Raw genomic sequence first — 22,101 nt, forward strand, 5'->3', positions numbered from 1 at the left:
ACAAATTTTACGTTTTCAAGAGCCGAATACTGCCAAGTTTTAGCCTTTAAAGGTGATAGAATCAGAAATTGAGTAAGAGATGTGTCACAAAAATAAGGAGACACATCGACTTGATGAAAGATTTAAGGAGCTGTAGTTGAAGTAAAGAGAAGCAAGTGTCCCAAACACTAGCGAAAGAAAATAGGGAGGATTAAAATGTTTAAGAAAGCAACGAAATTATTATCGACAATGGTGATTGTCGCTGGAACAGTTGTGGGAAATTTCAGTCCCACATTGGCTTTAGCCGAAGGAGTGGTTAAAGCAGGAGATACAGAAGGAATGACCAATACGGTGAAAGTGAAAGACGACAGTTTGGCTGACTGTAAACGGATATTGGAAGGACAAGCTGCTTTCCCAGTTCAAGCGGGTGAAACGGAACCGGTTGATTTAGTGGTTGTTGAAGATGCCAGTGGTAGTTTTTCAGATAATTTTCCACATGTAAGGCAAGCGATTGATGAAGTGGTTCAAGGATTATCTGATCAAGACCGTGTGATGCTGGCTTCGTATCGTGGCGGAAAACAATTTATATTTCCTGATGGAAAAGTAAAAATTAATTCAGCTGATTATGATATGAATGTGCGTGTTGATACTCAATTAACCCATGATAAAAGCCAATTTGTCTCTGGATTTGGAGATGTTCGGACGTATGGTGGTACACCAACTGCCTCAGGATTGAAACTTGCTTTAGATACGTACAATCAAACACACGGAGATTTAACGAATCGAAAAACATATTTCTTATTAGTGACAGATGGGGTCGCTAATACACGTTTAGATGGTTACTTGCATAAAACCAACACCAATGATTCAATCAATGAATATACAGATCCAAGACATCCTTTTCAAGTTTCGGTTGAGTATAGTAATGACTATCAAGGTGCAGCAGCAGAAGTTTTAGCGTTAAACCAAGAAATTACTAACCAAGGCTATGAAATGATTAATGCGTATTGGGAAAGTGTTGAATCTTTAAGTTCAGTGAATTCATACTTTGATAAATATAAAACAGAAGTGGGTCCTTTTGTAAAACAAGAGTTGCAACAAGGGTCTAGCACACCAGAAGATTTTATTACAAGCCAATCTATTGATGATTTTACAACCCAATTAAAACAAATTGTCAAAGATCGTCTGGCGCAATCGACACCAGCAACAGCTTCATTAACGATTGCCAATCAATTTGATATTCAATCGGCGACCGCTACGGACGATGCTGGAAATGATGTGCCTGTTCAAATTAACGGACAAACCATTTCAGCAACTAGTACAGAAGGTTACGTAGGAAACATCACGATTCACTACGAAGTCAAAGAAAATACAGCGATCGATGCAGCAACCCTTGTAAGTAGTGGGACAATGAATCAAGGAACAATTGCTAAGGAATTTCCAGAAGCGACGATTCCTAAAAATGACAATGCGCATGCGTGTGACGTGACGCCAGAAGATCCAACGATTACAAAAGATATCGAAAATCAAGAGCACTTAGATTTAACCAATCGTGAAGATAGTTTCGATTGGCATGTCAAAACAGCCTTTGGTAACGAAACAAGCACTTGGACCCAAGCCAGTTTAGTAGATGATATTAACCAATTATTAGACATTATAGATGTAAAAGTCACAGATGAAAATGGTAAAGATGTTACAGCCAATGGCACAGTAACACAAGAAAATAACAAAGTAACTTTTGAAATGAACAAACAAGCAGACAGCTATGACTATTTAAGCGGTCATACGTACACAATGACTATTACCACTAAAATTAAAACTGACGCAACGGACGAAGAATTAGCACCTTATATTGAACAAGGCGGGATTCCCAACCAAGCTGACTTAAACTTTGGCAACGAAGGTGACGTGTTGCATTCCAACAAGCCAACCGTAACACCGCCACCTGTTGATCCAAATATTACTAAAGACGTAGAAGGACAAGAACATTTAGATTTAACCAACCGCGATCAAGAATTTAAATGGAACGTCAAAACAGCTTTCGGTAACGAAACCAGTACTTGGACCCAAGCCAGCATGGTGGACGACATTAATAAAGTGCTAGATATCACTGATGTAAAAATCACAGATGAAAATGGTAAAGATGTTACAGCTAACGGCACAGTAACACAAGAAAATAACAAAGTAACTTTTGAAATGAACAAACAAGCAGACAGCTACTCATACTTAGCTGGACATACGTACACAATGACTATTACCACTAAAATTAAAGACGGCGCAACCGATGAAGAATTAGCACCTTATATTGAACAAGGTGGCATTCCCAACCAAGCCGACTTAAACTTTGGCAACGAAGGTGACGTGTTGCATTCCAACAAGCCAACCGTAACACCGCCTGCACCAACGCCAGAAGATCCAACGATTACAAAAGATATCGAAGGCCAAGAACATTTAGACTTAACTAATCGTGACCAAGAATTTAAATGGAACGTCAAAACAGCCTTTGGTAACGAAACAAGCACTTGGACCCAAGCCAGCATGGTAGATGACATTAATAAAGTGTTAGACATTACAGACGTGAAAGTTAATGATGAAAATGGCAAAGATGTTACAGCTAACGGCAAAGTAACACAAGAAAATAACAAAGTAACTTTTGAAATGAACAAACAAGCAGACAGCTATGACTATTTGAGTGGTCATACGTACACAATGACCATTACTACTAAAATCAAAGACGGCGCAACCGATGAAGAATTAGCACCTTATATTGAACAAGGTGGCATTCCCAACCAAGCCGACTTAAACTTTGGCAACGAAGGGGACGTGTTGCATTCCAACAAGCCAACCGTAACACCGCCTGCACCAACGCCAGAAGATCCAACGATTACAAAAGATATCGAAGGCCAAGAACATTTAGACTTAACTAATCGTGACCAAGAATTTAAATGGAACGTCAAAACAGCCTTTGGTAACGAAACAAGCACTTGGACCCAAGCCAGCATGGTAGATGACATTAATAAAGTGTTAGACATTACAGACGTGAAAGTTAATGATGAAAATGGCAAAGATGTTACAGCTAACGGCAAAGTAACACAAGAAAATAACAAAGTAACTTTTGAAATGAACAAACAAGCAGACAGCTATGACTATTTGAGTGGTCATACGTACACAATGACCATTACTACTAAAATCAAAGCTGACGCAACGGACGAAGAATTAGCGCCTTATATTGAACAAGGCGGGATTCCCAACCAAGCGGACTTAAACTTTGGCAACGAAGGGGACGTGTTGCATTCCAACAAACCAACTGTAACACCGCCTGCACCAACGCCAGAAGATCCAAAAAAACCTGAACCTAAACAACCGCTAAAACCGAAAAAACCGTTGACGCCTACAAATCATCAAGCACCAACGAACCCAGTCAATTTTGGAAAATCAGCAAGTAAAGGAATTCATTTACCAATGACTAATACAACAGTAAATCCACTTTACATGATCGCAGGTTTAATTGTCCTTATAGTGGCTATTAGCTTTGGCATAACAAAAAATAAAAAAAGAAAAAATTAGACAAACTAAAAAGGAAGAAAAAACATGAATAAAAAAATTGCGTTCAGTCTGTTAATTTTGTTACTTAGTTTGTTGGTAGGTTTTACATTTATTCCGCATAAAAAGGAATTAAGTTTCAATGAGTATCAAGAAAAAAAGCACTCTGGCGAAACATTTTATGTTGTTTTAAAAAAGAAAAACTGTTCAGATTGTCAGGATTTCGAGAAACTATTGCAAGCACCTAAACAGGTTTACTATGTAGAATTAACCAACAAAGAGACCATGAAGGAATGGTCAACATTTATCCGAGAAAATAAAGTTTTACATGTGCCATCTATGTTTAAAATAGATAACGGCCATCTCAAGAAAATTGATGGAGAAGGAGATGCGAATCAATTATTCGCAAACTATCAAAAAATAACGAAGTAAAAAGAATAAAAAGACAAGCCAAGTTTCCTAAATAAAGGAAACTTGGCTTGTCTTTTTTCTAGTAATAGTCGTTTATTAAATAACATGTGAAATATTTTACAAATACATTTTAGTTTGATAAAATAAACGCGAACATATGAATTTGTTTTCATTTGTTTTGGGAGGAGGAACGAATGATTGAATTGATTTTACTTTTGTCGGTGATTCTTTTAGGTTTATTGATTGGAAATAAAAGAGTTGATAAGTGGCTTTTTCTTAAGGCATTACTTTTGTTTTCTGTTATGCTAAGTGTGAGCATCTTAATTTCGGTAGCTATGTATTTATTATTAACAATAGGCGTTGCAAACGTAATAGGGCAGCGGTTAGAGTCGTTATTTCTTTTAGGGATAGTCGTTATCATCAGTACGAGTCTTTTGTTATATTTTTTATTGAATTTAACGACGAAAAAAATTGTTTTACCCATCGCTTTAATGAAAATAATTGAATATTATATTCAATGGGTATTGATTTATGTTACTATTTATCAAGTGATTTTTGATCAGTTTATTGTTTCTTCAGAAGTAAAAAATACGTTACAAGGAACTATTGATGAGCCAGTCGCAATCATTATTGTTATTTTGCCATCATTTATTTCAATTTGGATTGCCGTTGTTTTATTTAGGATTCGTATGGAAGAACTTTAATCAGATACTTTTAGAATGGAGGAGTTTGTATGTCTGCTTGGCAAACATTTAAAAATGGAACAAGGCAATTTTTTAAAGACATCTTGCAGTACTTATGGTTATTTTTTACTTTAAATGTCTTATTATTATTGGTGGGTGGGGCTTTTAGTTGGGCTACTTCCAACGCACTAAAAACTCAAGGTATTCCTTATCTTTCGTTTAATAACCTGAATTTATTGTTAGAAAAGCCGCTTGCTCTGGTGTTATTAATTCTCTTGTTGTTACTTTTTTTAGGTGCAGTTTTTTATCAGTTTACCTTTTTATTATTAGGGATTTTTCAAATACGGCAAGACCATCGTTTTCATTTTAAAGGAGTTACCAAGGCATCTTTTAAGGTTCTTAAAAAGCAAGGTGCCCGTTCGTGGTTATTCTTTTTCGGTTATTTTGTTGTCATTGTCCCTTTTGGTAACCTGATTTTCCAAAGTAATCTATTGACGAAATTTGTGATTCCAGATTTTATTGTTGAATTTTTGTCCCAACGAATTCCTTACTTGGTTGGGTTACTGGCCTTTGGGTTATTAGTCTGGTATTTAGCTATTCGTTTCATTTACACGCTTCCATTAATGATTCTGGAGAGAAAAAAAGCGGGCGAGGCAGTTAAGGCTAGTTGGTCAATGACAAACAAACGATTATGGTTCATTATTCGTAATATTGCATTTGTGACGATCGCGGTATTTGTTTCAACGTATGTTATTTATGTGTTACTTTATCTTCTACAGTTGAAGTTAGATACCTTGAGCGATACCATTAGCTTGCTAGGTGGTATTTTAAATTTAACGGTTGTCCAATTTTTACAGTTTGTCTCTAATGCTTGGCTTTCAGTATTACTGATTAATTTCTTATATACACAATTAAATGTTCAAGCAGAAACGACGACAAAAGTTGCCTTTGACAAAGAAACGAAACGTAATAAATTAGTGACTATCGGAATGGGCCTAGGACTATTCACCATTTTTGGCGGCTATATAATTTTCAACGCTGTTTACTTAACAGGGCTATTAGAATCAAAACCTTTGATTATTTCGCATCGAGGGGTCACCAATAGTAATGGCGTGCAAAATACTATTCCTGCTATGGAAAGAACCATTAAATTTAAACCAGATTATATTGAAATTGATGTTCAAGAAACCAAAGACCATCAATTTGTTGTGATGCATGATGCAAACCTTCAAGAACTCGCCGGCGTTGATGGCACGCCGCAAGAATTTACGTTGGCTGAATTAACAAAAATGACCGTTAAAGAAAATGGCCAAGAAGCACCAATTGCCAGTTTTGATGATTATTTAGCGAAAGCAAACCAAGCCAAACAAAAATTACTAGTAGAAATTAAAACGTCTAAACAAGATAGTCAAGGTGCGCTATCTAACTTTATTGAAAAATATGAACGTCCTTTGATAAAGAATAACCATCAGGTTCAATCTCTCGACTACAATGTGATCAAAGCGTTTAAAAAAGCCAAATCAAAAGTAAAAGTTAGTTTTATTTTGCCCTATAATTTCACTTTTCCAGAAACACAAGCTGATTTGTATACAATGGAAGCTACCACGTTGAACGATACCTTCATTTTAAAAGCTGACCAACAGAAAAAAGCAGTTTATGCTTGGACAGTTAATGACTCAGAGGTATTAAGTAAAATGCTCTTTATGGATGTCGCTGGAGTGATTACCGATGATTTGGAGTTAGTCAATGAAGAAGTCAATGACTTTGAAAAAAATCCATCGTATGCGGATCGTATTTTGCATTATATTTTTATGCTACCAAGTGTGGCTTCTCAATAAAAAATGAAGAAAAGGGTTAAACGAAATGAAAAAAGAATTTTCGCGAGTACTTCTTAAAAATCAATCTGATGAAATTCTTATCTTAAAAGATCGGCCAGACACATGGAATTTCCCTGGCGGAAAACAAGAACTTGGTGAATCAGCGCTGGAATGTGCGATTCGTGAAATGAAAGAAGAGTTAGCAGTGGAAATTACTGAACTTGAAGAAATTTTTACTGGACCACTTGTTTTTGATTCAATCGTTTGGCAAGGACATTTTTATTTTGCCAAACAAGCCCAAGGAAAAGTTACCCTGAACGAACCAAATAAAATTAAAGGCGTACAATTTATTAAGCGGTTTGAGGAAGTAAATTTTTCACCAGGATTAGCTCCGCTATTTGATTATTTGGTGCGTAGCGATTATTTAAAATTAAACAAAACTAACTGGAAATAGAGAGAATAGGAGTGTCTTTTGCTAGGGCTTTGTCAAGCGCATCTTTGATTAGTTTAGAAAGCCCAAGGAAAAGTCGTGGGCATTGTTTATTCCTAATAAATGTGTTATAGTAATTAAGTAATCAATTTTGATAAGTAATTTGAGTTATATATTTAAAAACTATACTTCTCCTTTTGCCACTCAACATTTTTTGCAATAACTTGCATATTTTTATGCACTAGGAGGAAATATATATGAACAACGGTACAGTAAAATGGTTTAACGCAGACAAAGGTTTTGGATTTATTACAGGTGAAGATGGCAATGATGTATTTGCACATTTTTCAGCTATTCAATCAGATGGATTTAAAACTTTAGACGAAGGCCAAGCAGTAACTTTTGATACTGAAGAAGGTCCACGCGGCTTACAAGCAACGAACATCGTAAAAGCTTAATAATGAATGAAAACGGACCACGTGTTGGTCCGTTTTTTTGATAGCTGTTGTCTGATCTCGCCATTAATTACATAGCAAAACAAAGCAGAGGCCATTTAAAGGAGGAGAATCTGAAGATGACCTTAACTGAGCTGTTACTTGTAAGTGGATTATTTTGGCTAGTAATCATAATTGGTGTGATTGCGGGTAGCATATTTCTAATTAAGTATTTTAGAGGTCGGAGCTGAACGGTTCTGTTCTCGCCAATTATCAGGTTTTAAGCCTGGGACAAAAATCCAAAGTGATTTTTGCCCCAGGTTCTTTATTTAATTAGGGTATCAAGTTTTAGGTAAAATAATTAACAAATTAAAAGCAATTTACTATATAATCAGAAAGGGATCTTTAAGAGAGAAGCAGGTGTTTGCTTGTCGTAATACTTTGTTTAGCAGATAGAAAAAGGAAACGTTATGCGTTACAATAGGAACGGAGGAGTTTTAACCTTATTGGATTTGTAGCTGAAGCAGAACAAATGTTGTCGCGTTAAGTGCGATTGAGCTTGCCACAAGCAACATTTAAAAAAACTACGGATAGAAAAATCATTCCTAAACAAGAAAAAAACACTCTTTAGATGAATAAAGAGTGTCCAGAAACGTTGATAAATCAACATATTTAAATAACGCGCCCTGAGGGAATCGAACCCCCGTCTCAAGAACCGGAATCTTACGTGATATCCACTACACTAAGGGCGCGGCACGAATACTAGTTTAGCTGATATTGACAAAAATTACAAGAGGGAGGACGAAAATAATGAAATTTGAGCAACGAATGTCCCAACAACAAAAACAAGTCCAGAAGTTGGCCATGACTCAACAGCTTCAACAATCCATTCAAATTTTACAATTTAATACGGAAGAACTGGCTGCCTTTGTTGAAGCGAAAGCACTAGAGAATCCATTAATTGATTTACAAGTAGACACGCAGTACACCACAGATTTTCCGATAACTAGTCGTTCTTACACCAACCAAGACGAAGAAAATAATTATATGAATCAAATTCCAGACTATCATTTATCATTATTTGAGTCTTTAATTGATCAAATTCATTTGAATTACCGCGATACATACTTGCGAACATTGGTATTGTTTTTAGTAGAATATATAGACGTGAATGGTTATTTAACGATTTCATTAGAAGAAGCGGCAGAGAAAACCGAAGCAAGCGCCATTCAAATGCTAGATGCATTAACTTTGTTACAACAGCTAGATCCAGCAGGTGTGGGGGCACGCAATTTACAAGAATGTTTGATGCTACAAACAGAACGAGACGATACCGCGCCTAATTTAGCGTATATTTTATTGGAGGAAGAGTTTGATGCCTTAGTGAGTCGTAAATGGGGCCCGTTAGCTAAAAAATTCGGGATTGAATTAGCAGAAATTCAATTGATTTTTGATTATATACAAACGTTATCGCCAGCGCCAGGGAATATTTTTGATGCGACCGAGGAATTGTATATTCGACCAGATTTAACTGTCCGAATCAAGGAAGATCGAATAGTGGTGATTTCCAACAAAGCTGGTCGACCGACATTAAATTTTCAAGAAAATTATTTCAAACGAATGCAAGAGACTGACGACAAAGAAGTCCAAGAATATATTAAGGATAAGAAAAACGAATTTGAATGGTTAGAGCGCGCAGTGAATCAGCGGGGGGATACAATTTTACGTGTAGGGCAAGAAATTGTGCGCCGTCAAGAAGCCTTCTTTTTAGAAGCAGATCGGCCATTAAAACCAATGACTTTAAAAGAAATTGCGGATGCTTTGTCTATTCATGAATCGACAGTTAGTCGTGCGGTCAATGGAAAATATCTAGAAACCACGTTTGGCGTCTTTGAATTGCGCTCATTCTTCTCAACAAGTATTCTTTCATCAGAAGAAGATGGCGAGGATGTCTCAACAACGATGGTTAAAAAGCAACTACAAAAATTAATTGATGAAGAAGTAAAAAGTAAACCGTTATCTGATCAAAAATTAGTCGAGCGATTAAAAGATTCAGGCATGGAAATATCCCGGCGAACGGTAGCAAAATATCGTGAAGCCCTAGGGATTCCATCTTCATCTAAACGAAAACGATATGAGTAAACAACCAAAGCTTATGAGTGATTTTCATAAGCTTTGGTTGTTTTTTTGTGATTTAAAAAATGCTGGTTTTTTGAATTGTAAAAAAAGCCTAAAGGAGGCAAAGTTTGCTTGCCATTTCCTAGGAAAAAACGTATATTAAAGTTACTTGCTTCTTTAAATAAAGGAAAAGAATAATTTTATAGAAAAGTTGGAAAGCACAAATGAATCAGACAGCAAATAGCAAGAAAAAACGCTATATTACAGGTTTTGATGGCATTCGGACGATCGCTGTAATTGGCGTGATTTTGTATCACCTTTTTCCCCAAGTCATGCGAGGTGGCTACTTAGGTGTTCCGATTTTCTTTGTTGTTTCAGGTTATCTTATTAACGACTTGTTGCGGCAAGAATGGGCAGAAAATCAGACCATTGATTTAAAAGGATTTTATGTGCGAAGGATGAAACGGCTGTATCCAGCATTAATCGTGATGCTTTTAAGTGCAGTTAGTTATATTACACTCTTTCAGCAGGATTTATTAAACAATATTCGCAGCGTTGTCGCTAGTAGTGTTTTTTATTACAACAACTGGTGGCAAATTCTTAAAGGGTTTTCTTATTTTGATGGATTTGCGACACAATCGCCATTTGTACATATTTGGTCATTGGCAGTTGAAGCGCAAAATTATTTAATTTGGCCATTACTTTTTATTCTTCTGGAACGCTTTGTTCGTAAGCGCGGTCGAATTTTCAGTTTAGTTTTAATCGGCGCTTTAATTTCGGTGACGCTGATGGCCGTTTTATATGTTCCTGGCGCAGATCCTACACGTGTCTATTATGGAACAGACACACGTGTTTTTTCTATTTTACTAGGTAGTGCATTGGCGTATGTTTGGCCAAGCACACGTTTGAAAGAAGAAATTCCAGAAGCCTCTAAAAAAATCTTAAATGGCGCTGGTTTAAGTGCCTTAATTCTTTTAGTATTAGCCTTTTTAACATTATCAGATCATACAAATTTTGTTTATTACGGCGGCATGTTTTTAATTAGTTTGGCAGCCACCGTTTTAGTGGCCGTCACTGCACATCCAGGGGCAGATATGAATCGTTGGTTAACGAATCCAGTCTTTACGTGGATAGGTAAACGGAGTTATGGCATTTACTTGTATCAATTCCCCATCATGATTTTTTATGAGGCCAAAATTAAGACCTTATCGGACCATGTTTTTCTACATTCATTGGTTGAAATAGCATTAATTTTAGTCGTGAGCGAATTGTCTTATCGTTTTATCGAACATCCACTGACACGATTGTCTTATAAGGATGTCTGGACTCAATTCACTGAGTTCTTACGGAAACCGTGGGACCTTCGTGAAAAAGGGACAATGGCCTTTATGACAGTGATTAGCGTGATTGCAGTATTCGGTTTAATTGTGGCTCCAGCAAACGCTAAAAGTGCGCAACAAGAGCAACTAGAAAAAAATATTGCGAAAAATCAGCAAAAAATTGAAGAACGTAAAAAAGAAGTCCAAGAAAGTGGCACGAAAAATAGTAGCACGTCCACAGAAAGTAGTACAAAACCGAGTGAAAGCCAAGACGTTCTACCCACACAACTCACACCAGAGCAAGTAAAAAAAGCGCAGAATTTAGAAATCACAACTATTGGTGATTCTGTTATTCTAGATGGTGCTAGCGGGTTACAAGATATTTTCCCTAAAATGATTATCGATGGGGAAGTGGGCCGTCAATTGTATAGTAGCATTTCACTAATTGGTGAACTAGACAAAAAGAAAATGCTTAAAGATACTGTTTTAGTGAGTTTAGGTACGAATGGTCCTTTTACAGAGGCACAATTTGATGAATTTATGAAAGCGTTAGGTAATCGAAAAGTTTATTGGATTAATGTTCGCGTCCCAACTAGAAGATGGCAAAATCAAGTGAATAGTTTACTTAGTCAAATGGACAAAAAATACGATAACTTAACGGTCATTGACTGGTTTAATTATAGTAACGCCCATGATGATTGGTTTTATGATGACCGAGTTCATCCAAATGTGACAGGTGGCGAGCAATATACACACTTTATCGCGGAGAAAATTTTACAGTAGCAAGAAACTTCCAGCTCAGATGAAAGGGGCTGGAAGTTTTTTGTTATAGGAAAAGTAAATATAGGTAATTTAATGATTTTCTTGAAAACCTAAGCTTTTTTTTTAGATATCTGGTATACTGTTTTTGTTACAAGTTCCCGAAAGGATTTAGCAAGTAATTGTCGTTACTTACTAAAGATGCCTTGTAACCGAAACTATTTAGGGGGAATAACATTATGACAGAAAGACATTTATTTACATCAGAATCCGTTTCAGAAGGACATCCAGATAAGGTAGCTGACCAAGTCAGTGATGCAATTTTAGATGCGATTTTGGAGAAAGATCCGATGGCCCGCGTGGCATGTGAAACATCCGTAACAACTGGTTTAGTCCTAGTATTTGGAGAAATTTCTACAACAGCTTATGTAGATATCCAAAAAATTGTTCGTCAAACTGTGAAAGATATTGGTTATACACGAGCAAAATATGGATTTGATGGAGAGACTGTCGCAGTTCTTGTAGCAATCGATGAGCAATCACCTGATATCGCTCAAGGGGTTGACGCAGCCTTAGAAGTGCGTGATCAAGATGAAAAAGACGATATTGGCGCTGGTGACCAAGGCTTAATGTTTGGTTTTGCCGTTGACGAAACACCAGAATTAATGCCATTACCGATCGCGTTAAGTCATCGTTTGGTTCGCCGTTTAGCAGAATTGCGGAAGGAAAAAGTCTTACCTTACTTACGTCCTGATGCAAAATCTCAAGTAACAGTGGAATATGATGATCAAGGTCAACCACAACGTGTGGATACGATTGTCATCAGTACACAACATGATGATGAAACAACCTTAGAACAAATCGAAAAAGACATTAAAGAACAAGTAATCAATGAGGTGATCCCTCATGAACTTTTAGATGATGAAACAAAATACTTTATCAACCCAACTGGTCGCTTTGTAATCGGTGGCCCTCAAGGAGATGCCGGCTTAACTGGTCGTAAAATTATCGTTGATACTTATGGCGGTTATGCTCGTCATGGCGGCGGTGCTTTTTCTGGAAAAGATGCAACCAAAGTTGACCGCTCTGCTAGTTATGCTGCGCGTTATATCGCGAAAAACATTGTTGCTGCTGGTTTGGCGAAAAAAGTAGAAGTCCAATTAGCTTATGCAATTGGTGTGGCGCAACCAGTGTCTATTTCTATTAATACGTTTGGTACGAGTGATCTTCCAGAAAGTAAATTAATCGAAGCAGTTCGTAAAAACTTTGATTTACGTCCAGCAGGTATTATTGAAATGCTAGATTTACGTCGCCCAATTTATAAACAAACTGCGGCTTATGGTCATTTTGGTCGAACAGATATTGATTTACCGTGGGAACAAACAGATAAAGTTGAAGCGTTAAAAGCTAGTTTAGCTGAATAATTAAATAAAAAAAACAAGAAGTCAGCCAATACTTGGCTGACTTCTTGTTTTTTTTTGTAATAATTTTTTTATGAAAAAGCATTTTTTTAAGACATTTTGTTCTTTTTTGTATAGAATAGCTATGGAGCAATTTAGAAAATTGACAATTGAATAGAAAAGGATGTGAACAAATGGCAAAAGAAACAAATGTTAAGTTAGTCACGGTGAGTGTTTTTGTGGCAACATTTATGACAGCCATTGAAGGGACCATTGTGTCTACTGCGATGCCAACGATTGTCGGCTCGTTACATGGCATGGAAATTATGAACTGGGTATTTTCAATTTATTTATTAACGAATGCGATGTTAACACCGATTTATGGGAAACTTGCGGATAAAATTGGTCGTAAACCTGTCTTCATGATTGGCATTATCATTTTTATTTTGGGCTCCTCGTTGTGTGGCTTTGCTCAAGATATGTTGACTTTAATTATTGCCCGCGCAATTCAAGGTGTGGGGGCAGGCGCAATTTTACCAGTTGCGTTAACGATTATTGCCGATATGTATACATTGGACAAGCGAGCGAAAATTTTAGGTTTAAACAGTGCCGCCTGGGGAATTGCTAGTATTTTTGGTCCGTTAGCAGGTGGTTTTATTGTAGATACAGTCGGTTGGCATTGGATTTTCTTCATTAATGTTCCTATTGGACTTGTTTTATTGGGCTTGATTAGTATTTTCTTAGTTGAACCAAAGCGGGAACGGACCAAGATGCCAATGGATATTTTGGGCAGCGTTACTTTGATGGTAGTGCTGCTAACGTTATTGCTAGGTTTTCAAATGATTAGCGATAATGGTTTTACATTAGTAACATTTGGTTGTTTAAGTTTGAGTGTGCTCTTTTTTGTAGCGTTTGTGATGATAGAAAAACGCGCGCAAGACCCAGTGATTGATTTGCATTTATTTAATCAACCAACGTTTGTTTTAGTAAATCTTATTGCAGCGCTTATTAGCGGTTTCTTAATGGGGATTGATGTCTACATTCCGATGTGGATGCAAGGTGTCTTAGGAAAAAGTGCAGGAATTGGTGGCTTAGTTTTAGCGCCTATGTCGTTACTTTGGATGGCTGGATCATTTATAGCAAGTAGCTTTATGGAAAAATATGCTATGAAAAAAGTCTTAACGATTGGGTTATTTATTCTATTAGTCGGGGCCATCTTTTTAGTGGTAATGCCAATGGCCGTTCCGTTTTGGCTTTTCTTTGTAGTGTCTTCTGTCTTAGGAGTTGGTTTTGGGATTACTATCACAACGACTACGGTGACAGCACAAAGTACAGTGGAGCCTGAAAAAATGGGGGTTGCAACATCGTTTAATACGTTGGTGCGTACAATTGGGCAGACTGTGATGGTGTCAATTTTTGGTGTGATTTTAAATGCAGGAATGTTTGCGAAATTGGAAGCGAGCGCGTTAAACGTCGATGCAGATGTCATGAATCAATTAGTGAATCCACATACTGCAAATTTAATTCCAGCTGCGTTGTTAAAACCATTACGCGGTATCCTCTATGCAGGTCTGCATAATGTTTACTTAGTCGGTGCGGGCTTAGTTGTTGTCGCTCTTTTGTTAAATATTTTCGCAAAAGCGCAACGAGCGAAGGTTTAGTGGTACACTAATAGAAAGAGTATTGGAGGGAAAAGTAGATGGCCTTTTTACAAGCAAATATTTATTCAAATTTATTGGAAATGGAAGTGAATGTGAACGTAATTTTACCACAAGAAACGGTAAAAAAAGTGGGCACAAGTACCCAAGCAGCATTGACAGATATTCCCGTGTTGTATTTATTACATGGGATGGGAGGGAATCACAGTGTCTGGGCTCGCAGAACCTCTATTGAGCGGTATGTCGCTGATTTGGGGATTGCTGTCATTATGCCGTCCACGGATTTAGCTTGGTATACGGACACGCAATACGATATGAACTATTGGACGTTTATCTCAGAAGAATTACCGAAAATTTGTCATCAACTCTTTCCGCAGTTAAGTACAAAACGAGAAAAAACCTTTGCCGCTGGTTTGTCAATGGGTGGTTATGGCGCCTTGAAATTAGGATTAGCGAAACCAGAATCTTTTGCAGCCGTTGCTTCTTTGTCTGGGGCAGTCAGTTTATCATCCACTAGTTTTGGGGAATTATTAAAAGTCCGTAAGCGAAGCTATTGGGAAGGTATTTTTGGCCCGTTAGATCAAATTGAAGGTTCCATTCACGATCCGCTGTATTTATTACAACAATTAGTAGAAAGCCAAACAGAAATGCCCCAATTTTACCTTTGTTGTGGGGAACAAGATATGTTACTTTCTGCTAATCAACAGATGGCTCAAGCGTTGGAACAGGCACAGGCAAGTTACACTTTTGAAACTGGACCAGGAGAACATGACTGGGTGTTCTGGGATGAATGGATTCAAAAAGCCTTGGCTTGGCTACCAATACCAAAATAGAGAAAGTAGTTTTCGCTATTTATTTTAAAAGTTAACCCTTGGTCCGTCAGTCGAAATGACTGACGGACCAAGGGCTTTTTTTATTTAGATGAAGATGTGTTGTCTGCTTGCAACCCATCTAAGTAGGTTTTAACGGCTTGAATAAAGGCGGATTTTTGGTGGATGGAGTGTCGAAATTGAATGCTTTCCTCCATGTACGTTAACTCATTGTCGGAGACATATTGTTTCATGTGCAGCACTTGTTCTTTTAAATAGTCATCTCCGTTCAATACTTGCGAAACGAGCTGTTTTTCCTCCGTTGCGTCCATAATCATCCCAAATAAAAGATGTTGTAAAGACGTTACTGCTAAATGAGTCATTTCTGGTGAAAAACCTGCTTCTCTTAAAATGCCCATCATTTGATTCAAATGGCGTAATCGTTGGGGATAGGCAGGGACGGTTTGGATTTCGATAGCTACGGCACAGGGAAATTGTTGATAGAGATCATAATAGTTTTCCATGAAGGCTAGTAAGTCAGAATACCATTCACCACATAATGCAGGTTCTTGAAAGTGCTCTTCAATCGCTTCAGCCATACTTTGAAGTAAGGCTTGCTTATTTTTAAAATACCAATAAATTGCGGGCGCCTGTACACCAAGCTGTTTGGCGACTTTACGCATAGAAAGTTGTTCTAAAGTGGGACTTTTTTCTAACAAAGAAAATGCGGCTGCAATAATCGTGTCTTTTGATAATTTCGGTTCCATGATTTTAGCTCCTATTAAACGTTATCTTCGTAAGTTTATCAAAAAGAAGGTACACTTTATGATAGGAAAAACTTGTGAAAAATTAACTTGTTCGCTTGTATTTTACCACTAAAAATGGTAAATTATGAATCGGCCTTATTTTACAGTGTTAAATTGGTGAAGTCAATGAGCAAATTGATTTTTTTGTAATGGGGAAGAATTCGCAGACCAACACTGAAGAAGCAGGGAACTATTTTAAGAAAGTAGGGATAAGATGGACCTTATTATTCAACACGCCAAAAAATACAAAGGCTCGGTAGTTATTGCCTTGTTGGCGGTGATCGTAATGGTTGTCTCAGCACTTTGGCAACCAAAATTGTTACAACAAGTGTTGGAAGCAATTATGAATGACGATAGCGACAAAATGAAAAACTTAGGGATTCAATTAATTGCCATTGCAGGATTAGGACTCGTTGCAGGGGTTATTAATACAATTTTTTCTGCCAAAGTTGCCCAAGGTGTCAGTGCTGACATTCGTGAAGCAACTTTCCGCAAAATCCAAACCTTTTCATTTGGCAATATCGAAAAATTTTCAGCAGGTAACTTAGTTGTTCGTTTAACAAATGACGTTACTCAAATTCAAAATGTCATTATGATTGCGTTGCAGACACTTTTTAGAATTCCTTTTTTATTTATCGGGAGTTTTATTTTAGCGATGCTAACCTTGCCACAACTATGGTGGGTGATTGTTGCACTTGTCATCGCAGTTATTTTGATTTCTATGCTGTCCTTTTCGCAAATGGGCAAGCATTTCATGATTATTCAAAACTTGATTGATAAGATTAATGGTATTGCAAAAGAAAATTTGTTAGGCATTCGTGTCGTCAAATCATTTGTTCAAGAAAAAAATCAATTGTCACGTTTTACAAAAGTGAGTGAAGAATTAACCACCCATAACTTAATCGTAGGTAGCTTATTTGCTGTGATGATTCCAGCGTTTATGTTGGTGGCGAACTTAGCTGTTGTAGGCTCAATTTTCTTTGTGAGTAACTTAGTCAAGGACGATCCAACTTTAATCGGTGGTGTCGCTTCCTTTATGAACTATTTAATGCAAATCATGATGGCGATTATTATCGGCGGAATGATGATGATGATGACTTCTCGTGCCGCTGTTTCCATTAAGCGGATTAAAGAAGTGATGGAAACAGAACCAGATGTTACCTACAAAAAAGTCCCAGAACAAGAGTTAATTGGTAGTGTTGAGTTTGACCACGTATCTTTCCGTTATCCTGGGGATGAAGAAGATACCTTGAAAGACATCTCTTTCTCTATTCAGCCAGGTGAAATGATTGGGATTGTGGGCGCAACTGGTGCTGGTAAATCTACGTTGGCACAATTAATTCCACGTTTGTTTGATCCGACAGAAGGAAAGATTGAAGTTGGTGGTGTCGATTTACGAGAAGTGAACGAACACAGTTTACGAAAAACAGTTTCCTTTGTGTTGCAAAAAGCAATCCTGTTCTCTGGAACGATTGCGCAAAATCTACGCCATGGTAAACGTGACGCTTCTGAAGCGGACATGGAACGGGCTTCAGGCATCGCCCAAGCCAAGGAATTTATTGAAAAATTGGCAGAAGGTTATGATGCACCCGTCGAAGAACGAAGTAATAACTTTTCTGGTGGACAAAAACAACGGTTATCAATTACTAGAGGTGTGATTGGTGAGCCTAAAATTTTGATTTTAGATGATAGCACCAGCGCGTTGGATGCTCGTTCGGAGCGGTTAGTCCGAGAAGCGTTGGATAAAGAGTTAAAAGAGACTACCACGATCGTTATTGCCCAAAAAATTTCTTCTGTTGTCCATGCAGATCGTATTTTAGTATTGGATAATGGACGTTTAGTCGGGGAAGGCACGCATGAAGAATTAGCAGCTACGAACCCCGTGTATCAAGAAATTTATGAAACTCAAAAAGGAAAGGAGGAAGCTTAATGACTGATTTAATAAAAGCTAGTAAATTTTTCTATCATTATTTAAAACGTTACAAAGTTTCTTTCCTCTTTATTTTCTTAGCAATTTTCGCAGCGACTTATTTACAAGTCAAAGCGCCGCAATTCGTTGGGGAAGCTATTCAGGAATTAGCGAAATATGCGGTTAATGTGATGCAAGGAAAAGACGATAAAAGTGCGTTCGTTTCTGTCATTTGGAAACTGCTCATTTTTTATGTCTTAACTAGTGCCGCTAGTTTCATTTACAGTATTCTCTTTACACAAGTCGTGGGGAAATCGACAAACCGCATGCGGATTGGTTTGTTTAACAAATTAGAAAAATTGACGATTCGTTTCTTTGATTCTCATCAAGATGGTGAAATTTTAAGTCGTTTTACTAGTGACTTAGACAACATCCAAAACAGTTTAAACCAAGCGTTGCTACAAGTATTAACCAATATTGCCTTATTGGTTGGTGTCTTAATCATGATGTTCCGTCAAAATGTGGAACTGGCATGGGCCACAATTGCTTCTACGCCGATTGCGATTTTAATTGCGGTCTTTGTGATTAGCAAGGCGCGCAAATATGTCGATTTACAGCAAGATGAAGTGGGTAAATTAAATGGCTATATGGATGAAAAAATTAGTGGGCAACGTGTGATTATCACTAATGGCTTACAAGAAGAAACCATTGACGGCTTTTTAGAGCAAAATGAAAAAGTTCGTGCAGCTACGTATAAAGGTCAAGTGTATTCAGGATTACTTTTCCCAATGATGCAAGGAATGTCATTAGTCAATACGGCAATTGTTATTTTCTTTGGTGGTTGGTTAGCAATCAATGGTTCTGTTGATCGTGCCGCTGCGCTAGGTTTAGTCGTTATGTTTGTCCAATATTCCCAACAATATTATCAACCATTGATGCAAATTTCTTCAGGTTATAGCATGATTCAATTAGCTGTTACAGGCGCTCGTCGTTTAAATGAGATGTTTGATGAACCAGATGAAATTCGTCCCGAAAATGGCGAAAAATTAGAAGAGATTAACAAAGCTGTGGCTTTAAATCATGTTGTTTTTGGCTATAATCCAGAAACACCTGTGTTGAAAGATGTTTCTATTCATGTGGATAAAGGTGAAATGGTCGCTTTAGTCGGACCGACAGGCTCAGGAAAAACAACGATTATGAATTTAATGAATCGCTTTTATGATGTGAATGAAGGCGCCGTGACGTTTGATGGTGTGGATATTCGTGAAATGGATTTAGATAGCTTGCGTTCACATGTAGGCATTGTTTTGCAAGAGTCCGTTCTATTTTCAGGAACAATTCGTGAGAATATTGCTTTTGGTAAGCCAGAGGCCACGGATGAAGAAATTGTTCAAGCAGCGAAACAAGCGAATATCCATGAATTTATTGTAAATCTTGAGCAAGGCTACGATACTGAGATTACGGAAGAGAATAACCTTTTCAGTACGGGGCAAAAGCAATTAGTAAGTATTGCACGAACGATTATTACCAATCCAGAATTATTAATTTTGGATGAAGCAACAAGTAATGTTGATACAGTAACAGAAGCTAAAATCCAAAAAGCGATGGACGAAGCAATTAAAGGGCGCACCAGTTTTGTGATTGCCCATCGTTTGAAAACGATTCTAAATGCGGATCGGATTATTGTTTTACGAGACGGTGAAGTCATTGAAGAAGGCAACCACCATGAACTAGTTGAACAAGATGGATTCTATGCGGAACTTTATAAAAATCAATTTGTTTTTGAATAAGTCGAAAAAGAAGCAAAATGAGTCATTCTCATTTGCTTCTTTTTTTGCTATGCTAAATAGAAAAAGGAGAAATGTCAATGGAAAAAATGAGGAATGTACGGCAATTACGGCGCACGTTTTTGTTGCTAAATCCTTTATTTGTACTGAGTGTATTCAGAGAGAATTGATGGACAAAATCGGCGCTGCTTTTTTGGCTGTTGGCTAATAGTTTTTTATATGGACTGCAGTGGTTGATTTATTTTGGGGGCGAAAAAGGCTGGCTGACACATCTGCAGCGGTGGTATTATTGCGCGGTTCTTCTCCAAATAGTAGGCACATTGATTGTATATTTTTCGTTTTTTGTATAAAGGTCTCTCGTTTCTTGCCGGAGAATATGCTAAAATAAAAAGCAGCAGGGGGCGAGAAAACCATGGAAAAGCCAAATAAACGCAAAGCTGATTTAGAACGTACACGGCAAATTATTTTGTCTGTCGCTTCTGAATTATTCATGACAAAGGGGTTCAAAAATACCTCCACTCGTGAAATTGCTTTAAAAGCGAACATTACCCAACCGAATCTCTATCACCATTTTAAAAATAAAAAAGAACTGTATTTAGCTGTGATTGAAGAATTAACGTCCCGTGTTCAGGAAGAATTAGTCCCAATTGTTTCTGGAAATGCATCAGTAGAAGAAAAACTTTATCAATTAATCAAAGTTTTGTTAGATGAACATCCGACCAATCTTTTCTTAATGTTGAACGACATGTTTCAAGAAATGGGCCCTGATTACAATCGTACGCTGTATCAAATTTTCAAAAAAACCTATATCAATAATATTGCGGCTATTTTTGAAAGTGAACCTGAAACCAATTGCTTACAAGAGGGCATCAGTGTAGATGATGCAACTCGGTTTATTTTATATAACGTTAGTGCATTATTAAGTATTGAAAAAACGTACCAGCGAAAAACAGTGGATGACGATGTCAAAAAATTCATTCAATTTATGCTACATGGCGTTCTGAAAAGTCACAAATAAAAAATAGAGAAGCCCTGTTGGAAAACAGACTTCTCTATTTTTTTGTAAAATTCACTTATCGATCGATAAATAATTATTGATTTATCGATCGATAAGTGATATAGTTTATTTCGAAAAGAAGAAAGAGGTGAACCATTCATGTTTTTAGGATTTAATGAAATGAAGTATTCAAAAGGACGGTACGTCCTTGTAGTTTTAGTAATGGTCTTGATTGCTTGGTTAATTTTTATTTTGTCAGGTTTAGCGAACGGTTTAGCTCAAGGAAATCGTTTAGCCGTAGATCAATGGCAAGCGAATCAAGTGGTTTTATCAAAAGAGGCCAATAGTAATTTAAATGTATCAGTGTTAGATGAAAACGTGAAAGAAACGATTTCAGGAGGCAAAATTGCACCGATTGGTCAACAGTCGTTAGCCATCCGCCCAGCAGATGACAAAAAGGCTGAATTAACGAATGTTAGCTTATTTGGGATTGAAAAAGAAAGTTTTTTAATGCCAAAAGTGATTGAAGGAAACGCATTTACTGATAAAAATCAAGTGATTGCTTCAGAAACATTGAAAAATCAAGGATTTAAAATTGGCGACAAATTAACTGCAGGGAAATATGATGAGCAATTAGAAATTGTCGGCTTTATTTCTAAAAGTAGCTATAACATTGTGCCGGTTATTTACACTTCTCTGGATACTTGGCGGTCAATTAAATATGGTGACAATCCAGCAATGGCCAAAATGGTTAATGGTTTCATTGTTCGCAGCAAGGACAACGCGGAAGTTAAAACGACTAATAAAGACAGCCAAGTTCTTTCAATTTCAGATTTTATTGAAAAACTGCCAGGATACAGCGCTCAAAACTTGACCTTGGATGGCATGATTTATTTCTTGATTGTGATTGCAGCGTTCATTATCGGTATTTTTATCTTTGTGATGACTTTACAGAAAACAGCAATGTTCGGTGTCTTAAAAGTTCAAGGGGTGCCGACTAGTTTCTTAGCAAAGGCAGTCATGCTACAAACCGCTTTATTGGCTGTTCTAGGAGTGGCGATTGGTCTTGCTTTAACGGGAATTACCGTGCTCTTTTTACCAGAAGCGATGCCTTATGCAACTAATGGACCACGCATGATTTTGTTTAGTGTACTATTGATTTTATCTGCATTAATTGGCGGGGCATTTTCAATTCGAACGATTGCTAAAATTGATCCGTTAATCGCGATTGGAGGTTAGAGA

General features: G+C 37.2%; 16 protein-coding genes, 1 tRNA gene and 1 riboswitch. Of the genes, 15 read left to right on the forward strand and 2 right to left on the reverse strand.

The features are described from left to right. The first annotated feature begins 195 nt into the window (after nucleotides 1-195). The 6 genes from IGI80_RS08055 (at nucleotide 196) to IGI80_RS08080 (ending at nucleotide 7,321) form a co-directional block, all read left to right on the forward strand. Nucleotides 196-3,546 carry an isopeptide-forming domain-containing fimbrial protein gene (locus IGI80_RS08055; RefSeq protein WP_438723205.1) on the forward strand — a complete coding sequence of 1,117 codons (3,351 nt, stop codon included), beginning with the start codon at nucleotides 196-198 and terminating at the stop codon, nucleotides 3,544-3,546. Nucleotides 3,547-3,570: 24 nt separating this feature from the next. Next, a complete protein-coding gene (locus tag IGI80_RS08060) occupies nucleotides 3,571-3,954 on the forward strand; it encodes a bacteriocin (RefSeq protein ID WP_002388795.1) in 384 nt (127 codons plus the stop codon). Nucleotides 3,955-4,127: 173 nt separating this feature from the next. Further along, complete coding sequence (locus IGI80_RS08065) at nucleotides 4,128-4,637, forward strand: SA1002 family membrane protein (RefSeq protein ID WP_002358746.1); 510 nt, start codon at nucleotides 4,128-4,130, stop codon at nucleotides 4,635-4,637. A 29-nt stretch (nucleotides 4,638-4,666) separates the two neighbouring features. Then, the gene (locus IGI80_RS08070; protein WP_002363211.1) at nucleotides 4,667-6,454 is read left to right on the forward strand and encodes a glycerophosphoryl diester phosphodiesterase membrane domain-containing protein; all 1,788 of its coding nucleotides are present in this window, start codon (nucleotides 4,667-4,669) and stop codon (nucleotides 6,452-6,454) included. A 25-nt stretch (nucleotides 6,455-6,479) separates the two neighbouring features. Continuing rightward, nucleotides 6,480-6,887: an NUDIX hydrolase gene (locus IGI80_RS08075; protein WP_174090021.1), complete on the forward strand. Its 408-nt coding sequence runs from the start codon at nucleotides 6,480-6,482 to the stop codon at nucleotides 6,885-6,887. A gap of 233 nt (nucleotides 6,888-7,120) precedes the next feature. Continuing rightward, nucleotides 7,121-7,321 carry a cold-shock protein gene (locus IGI80_RS08080; RefSeq protein WP_002355647.1) on the forward strand — a complete coding sequence of 67 codons (201 nt, stop codon included), beginning with the start codon at nucleotides 7,121-7,123 and terminating at the stop codon, nucleotides 7,319-7,321. A 656-nt stretch (nucleotides 7,322-7,977) separates the two neighbouring features. Here IGI80_RS08080 and IGI80_RS08085 read toward each other — a convergent pair. Beyond that, nucleotides 7,978-8,049, reverse strand: a tRNA-Arg gene (locus IGI80_RS08085). A 58-nt stretch (nucleotides 8,050-8,107) separates the two neighbouring features. On the opposite strand from IGI80_RS08085, the gene rpoN reads away from it, so the two are divergent. The 5 genes from rpoN (at nucleotide 8,108) to IGI80_RS08110 (ending at nucleotide 15,384) form a co-directional block, all read left to right on the forward strand. Beyond that, nucleotides 8,108-9,439, forward strand: a complete 1,332-nt coding sequence (rpoN, locus tag IGI80_RS08090; RefSeq protein ID WP_002366210.1) for an RNA polymerase factor sigma-54 — start codon at nucleotides 8,108-8,110, stop codon at nucleotides 9,437-9,439. 200 nt (nucleotides 9,440-9,639) lie between these two features. Continuing rightward, nucleotides 9,640-11,517 (forward strand): acyltransferase family protein, encoded by a 1,878-nt coding sequence (locus tag IGI80_RS08095; protein ID WP_033592938.1) that lies wholly within the window; start codon nucleotides 9,640-9,642, stop codon nucleotides 11,515-11,517. A 122-nt stretch (nucleotides 11,518-11,639) separates the two neighbouring features. After that, a riboswitch (SMK box riboswitch) is annotated at nucleotides 11,640-11,735 on the forward strand. Further along, complete coding sequence (gene metK / locus IGI80_RS08100) at nucleotides 11,733-12,917, forward strand: methionine adenosyltransferase (protein ID WP_002355656.1); 1,185 nt, start codon at nucleotides 11,733-11,735, stop codon at nucleotides 12,915-12,917. Its footprint overlaps the riboswitch before it by 3 nt. A 170-nt stretch (nucleotides 12,918-13,087) precedes the next feature. Further along, nucleotides 13,088-14,554, forward strand: coding sequence for an MDR family MFS transporter (locus IGI80_RS08105; RefSeq protein ID WP_438723206.1), 1,467 nt, complete (start codon nucleotides 13,088-13,090; stop codon nucleotides 14,552-14,554). A gap of 38 nt (nucleotides 14,555-14,592) precedes the next feature. After that, nucleotides 14,593-15,384, forward strand: a complete 792-nt coding sequence (locus IGI80_RS08110; protein WP_002358753.1) for an alpha/beta hydrolase — start codon at nucleotides 14,593-14,595, stop codon at nucleotides 15,382-15,384. Between the two features lie 80 nt (nucleotides 15,385-15,464). Here IGI80_RS08110 and IGI80_RS08115 read toward each other — a convergent pair whose 3' ends face one another. Next, nucleotides 15,465-16,127 carry a TetR/AcrR family transcriptional regulator gene (locus tag IGI80_RS08115; protein ID WP_002358755.1) on the reverse strand — a complete coding sequence of 221 codons (663 nt, stop codon included), beginning with the start codon at nucleotides 16,125-16,127 and terminating at the stop codon, nucleotides 15,465-15,467. Nucleotides 16,128-16,380: 253 nt separating this feature from the next. On the opposite strand from IGI80_RS08115, the gene erfC reads away from it, so the two are divergent. The 4 genes from erfC to IGI80_RS08135 all read left to right on the forward strand — a co-directional run bounded on the left by erfC (nucleotide 16,381) and on the right by IGI80_RS08135 (nucleotide 22,098). After that, entirely contained in the window at nucleotides 16,381-18,096 is a 1,716-nt protein-coding gene (erfC, locus tag IGI80_RS08120) for a multidrug ABC transporter ATP-binding protein/permease ErfC (RefSeq protein WP_002355662.1), read from the forward strand. Next, nucleotides 18,096-19,865, forward strand: coding sequence for a multidrug ABC transporter ATP-binding protein/permease ErfD (erfD, locus tag IGI80_RS08125; RefSeq protein WP_002358756.1), 1,770 nt, complete (start codon nucleotides 18,096-18,098; stop codon nucleotides 19,863-19,865). The genes erfC and erfD overlap by 1 nt, the downstream gene beginning before the upstream one ends. A gap of 409 nt (nucleotides 19,866-20,274) precedes the next feature. Then, a complete protein-coding gene (locus IGI80_RS08130) occupies nucleotides 20,275-20,880 on the forward strand; it encodes a TetR/AcrR family transcriptional regulator (protein WP_002355664.1) in 606 nt (201 codons plus the stop codon). 138 nt (nucleotides 20,881-21,018) lie between these two features. Beyond that, a complete protein-coding gene (locus tag IGI80_RS08135; protein ID WP_002355665.1) occupies nucleotides 21,019-22,098 on the forward strand; it encodes an ABC transporter permease in 1,080 nt (359 codons plus the stop codon). Nucleotides 22,099-22,101 lie beyond the last annotated feature (3 nt).

It is taken from the genome of Enterococcus sp. DIV1420a (assembly GCF_051712165.1).
In the GTDB taxonomy this organism is placed as follows: Bacteria; Bacillota; Bacilli; order Lactobacillales; family Enterococcaceae; genus Enterococcus; species Enterococcus faecalis.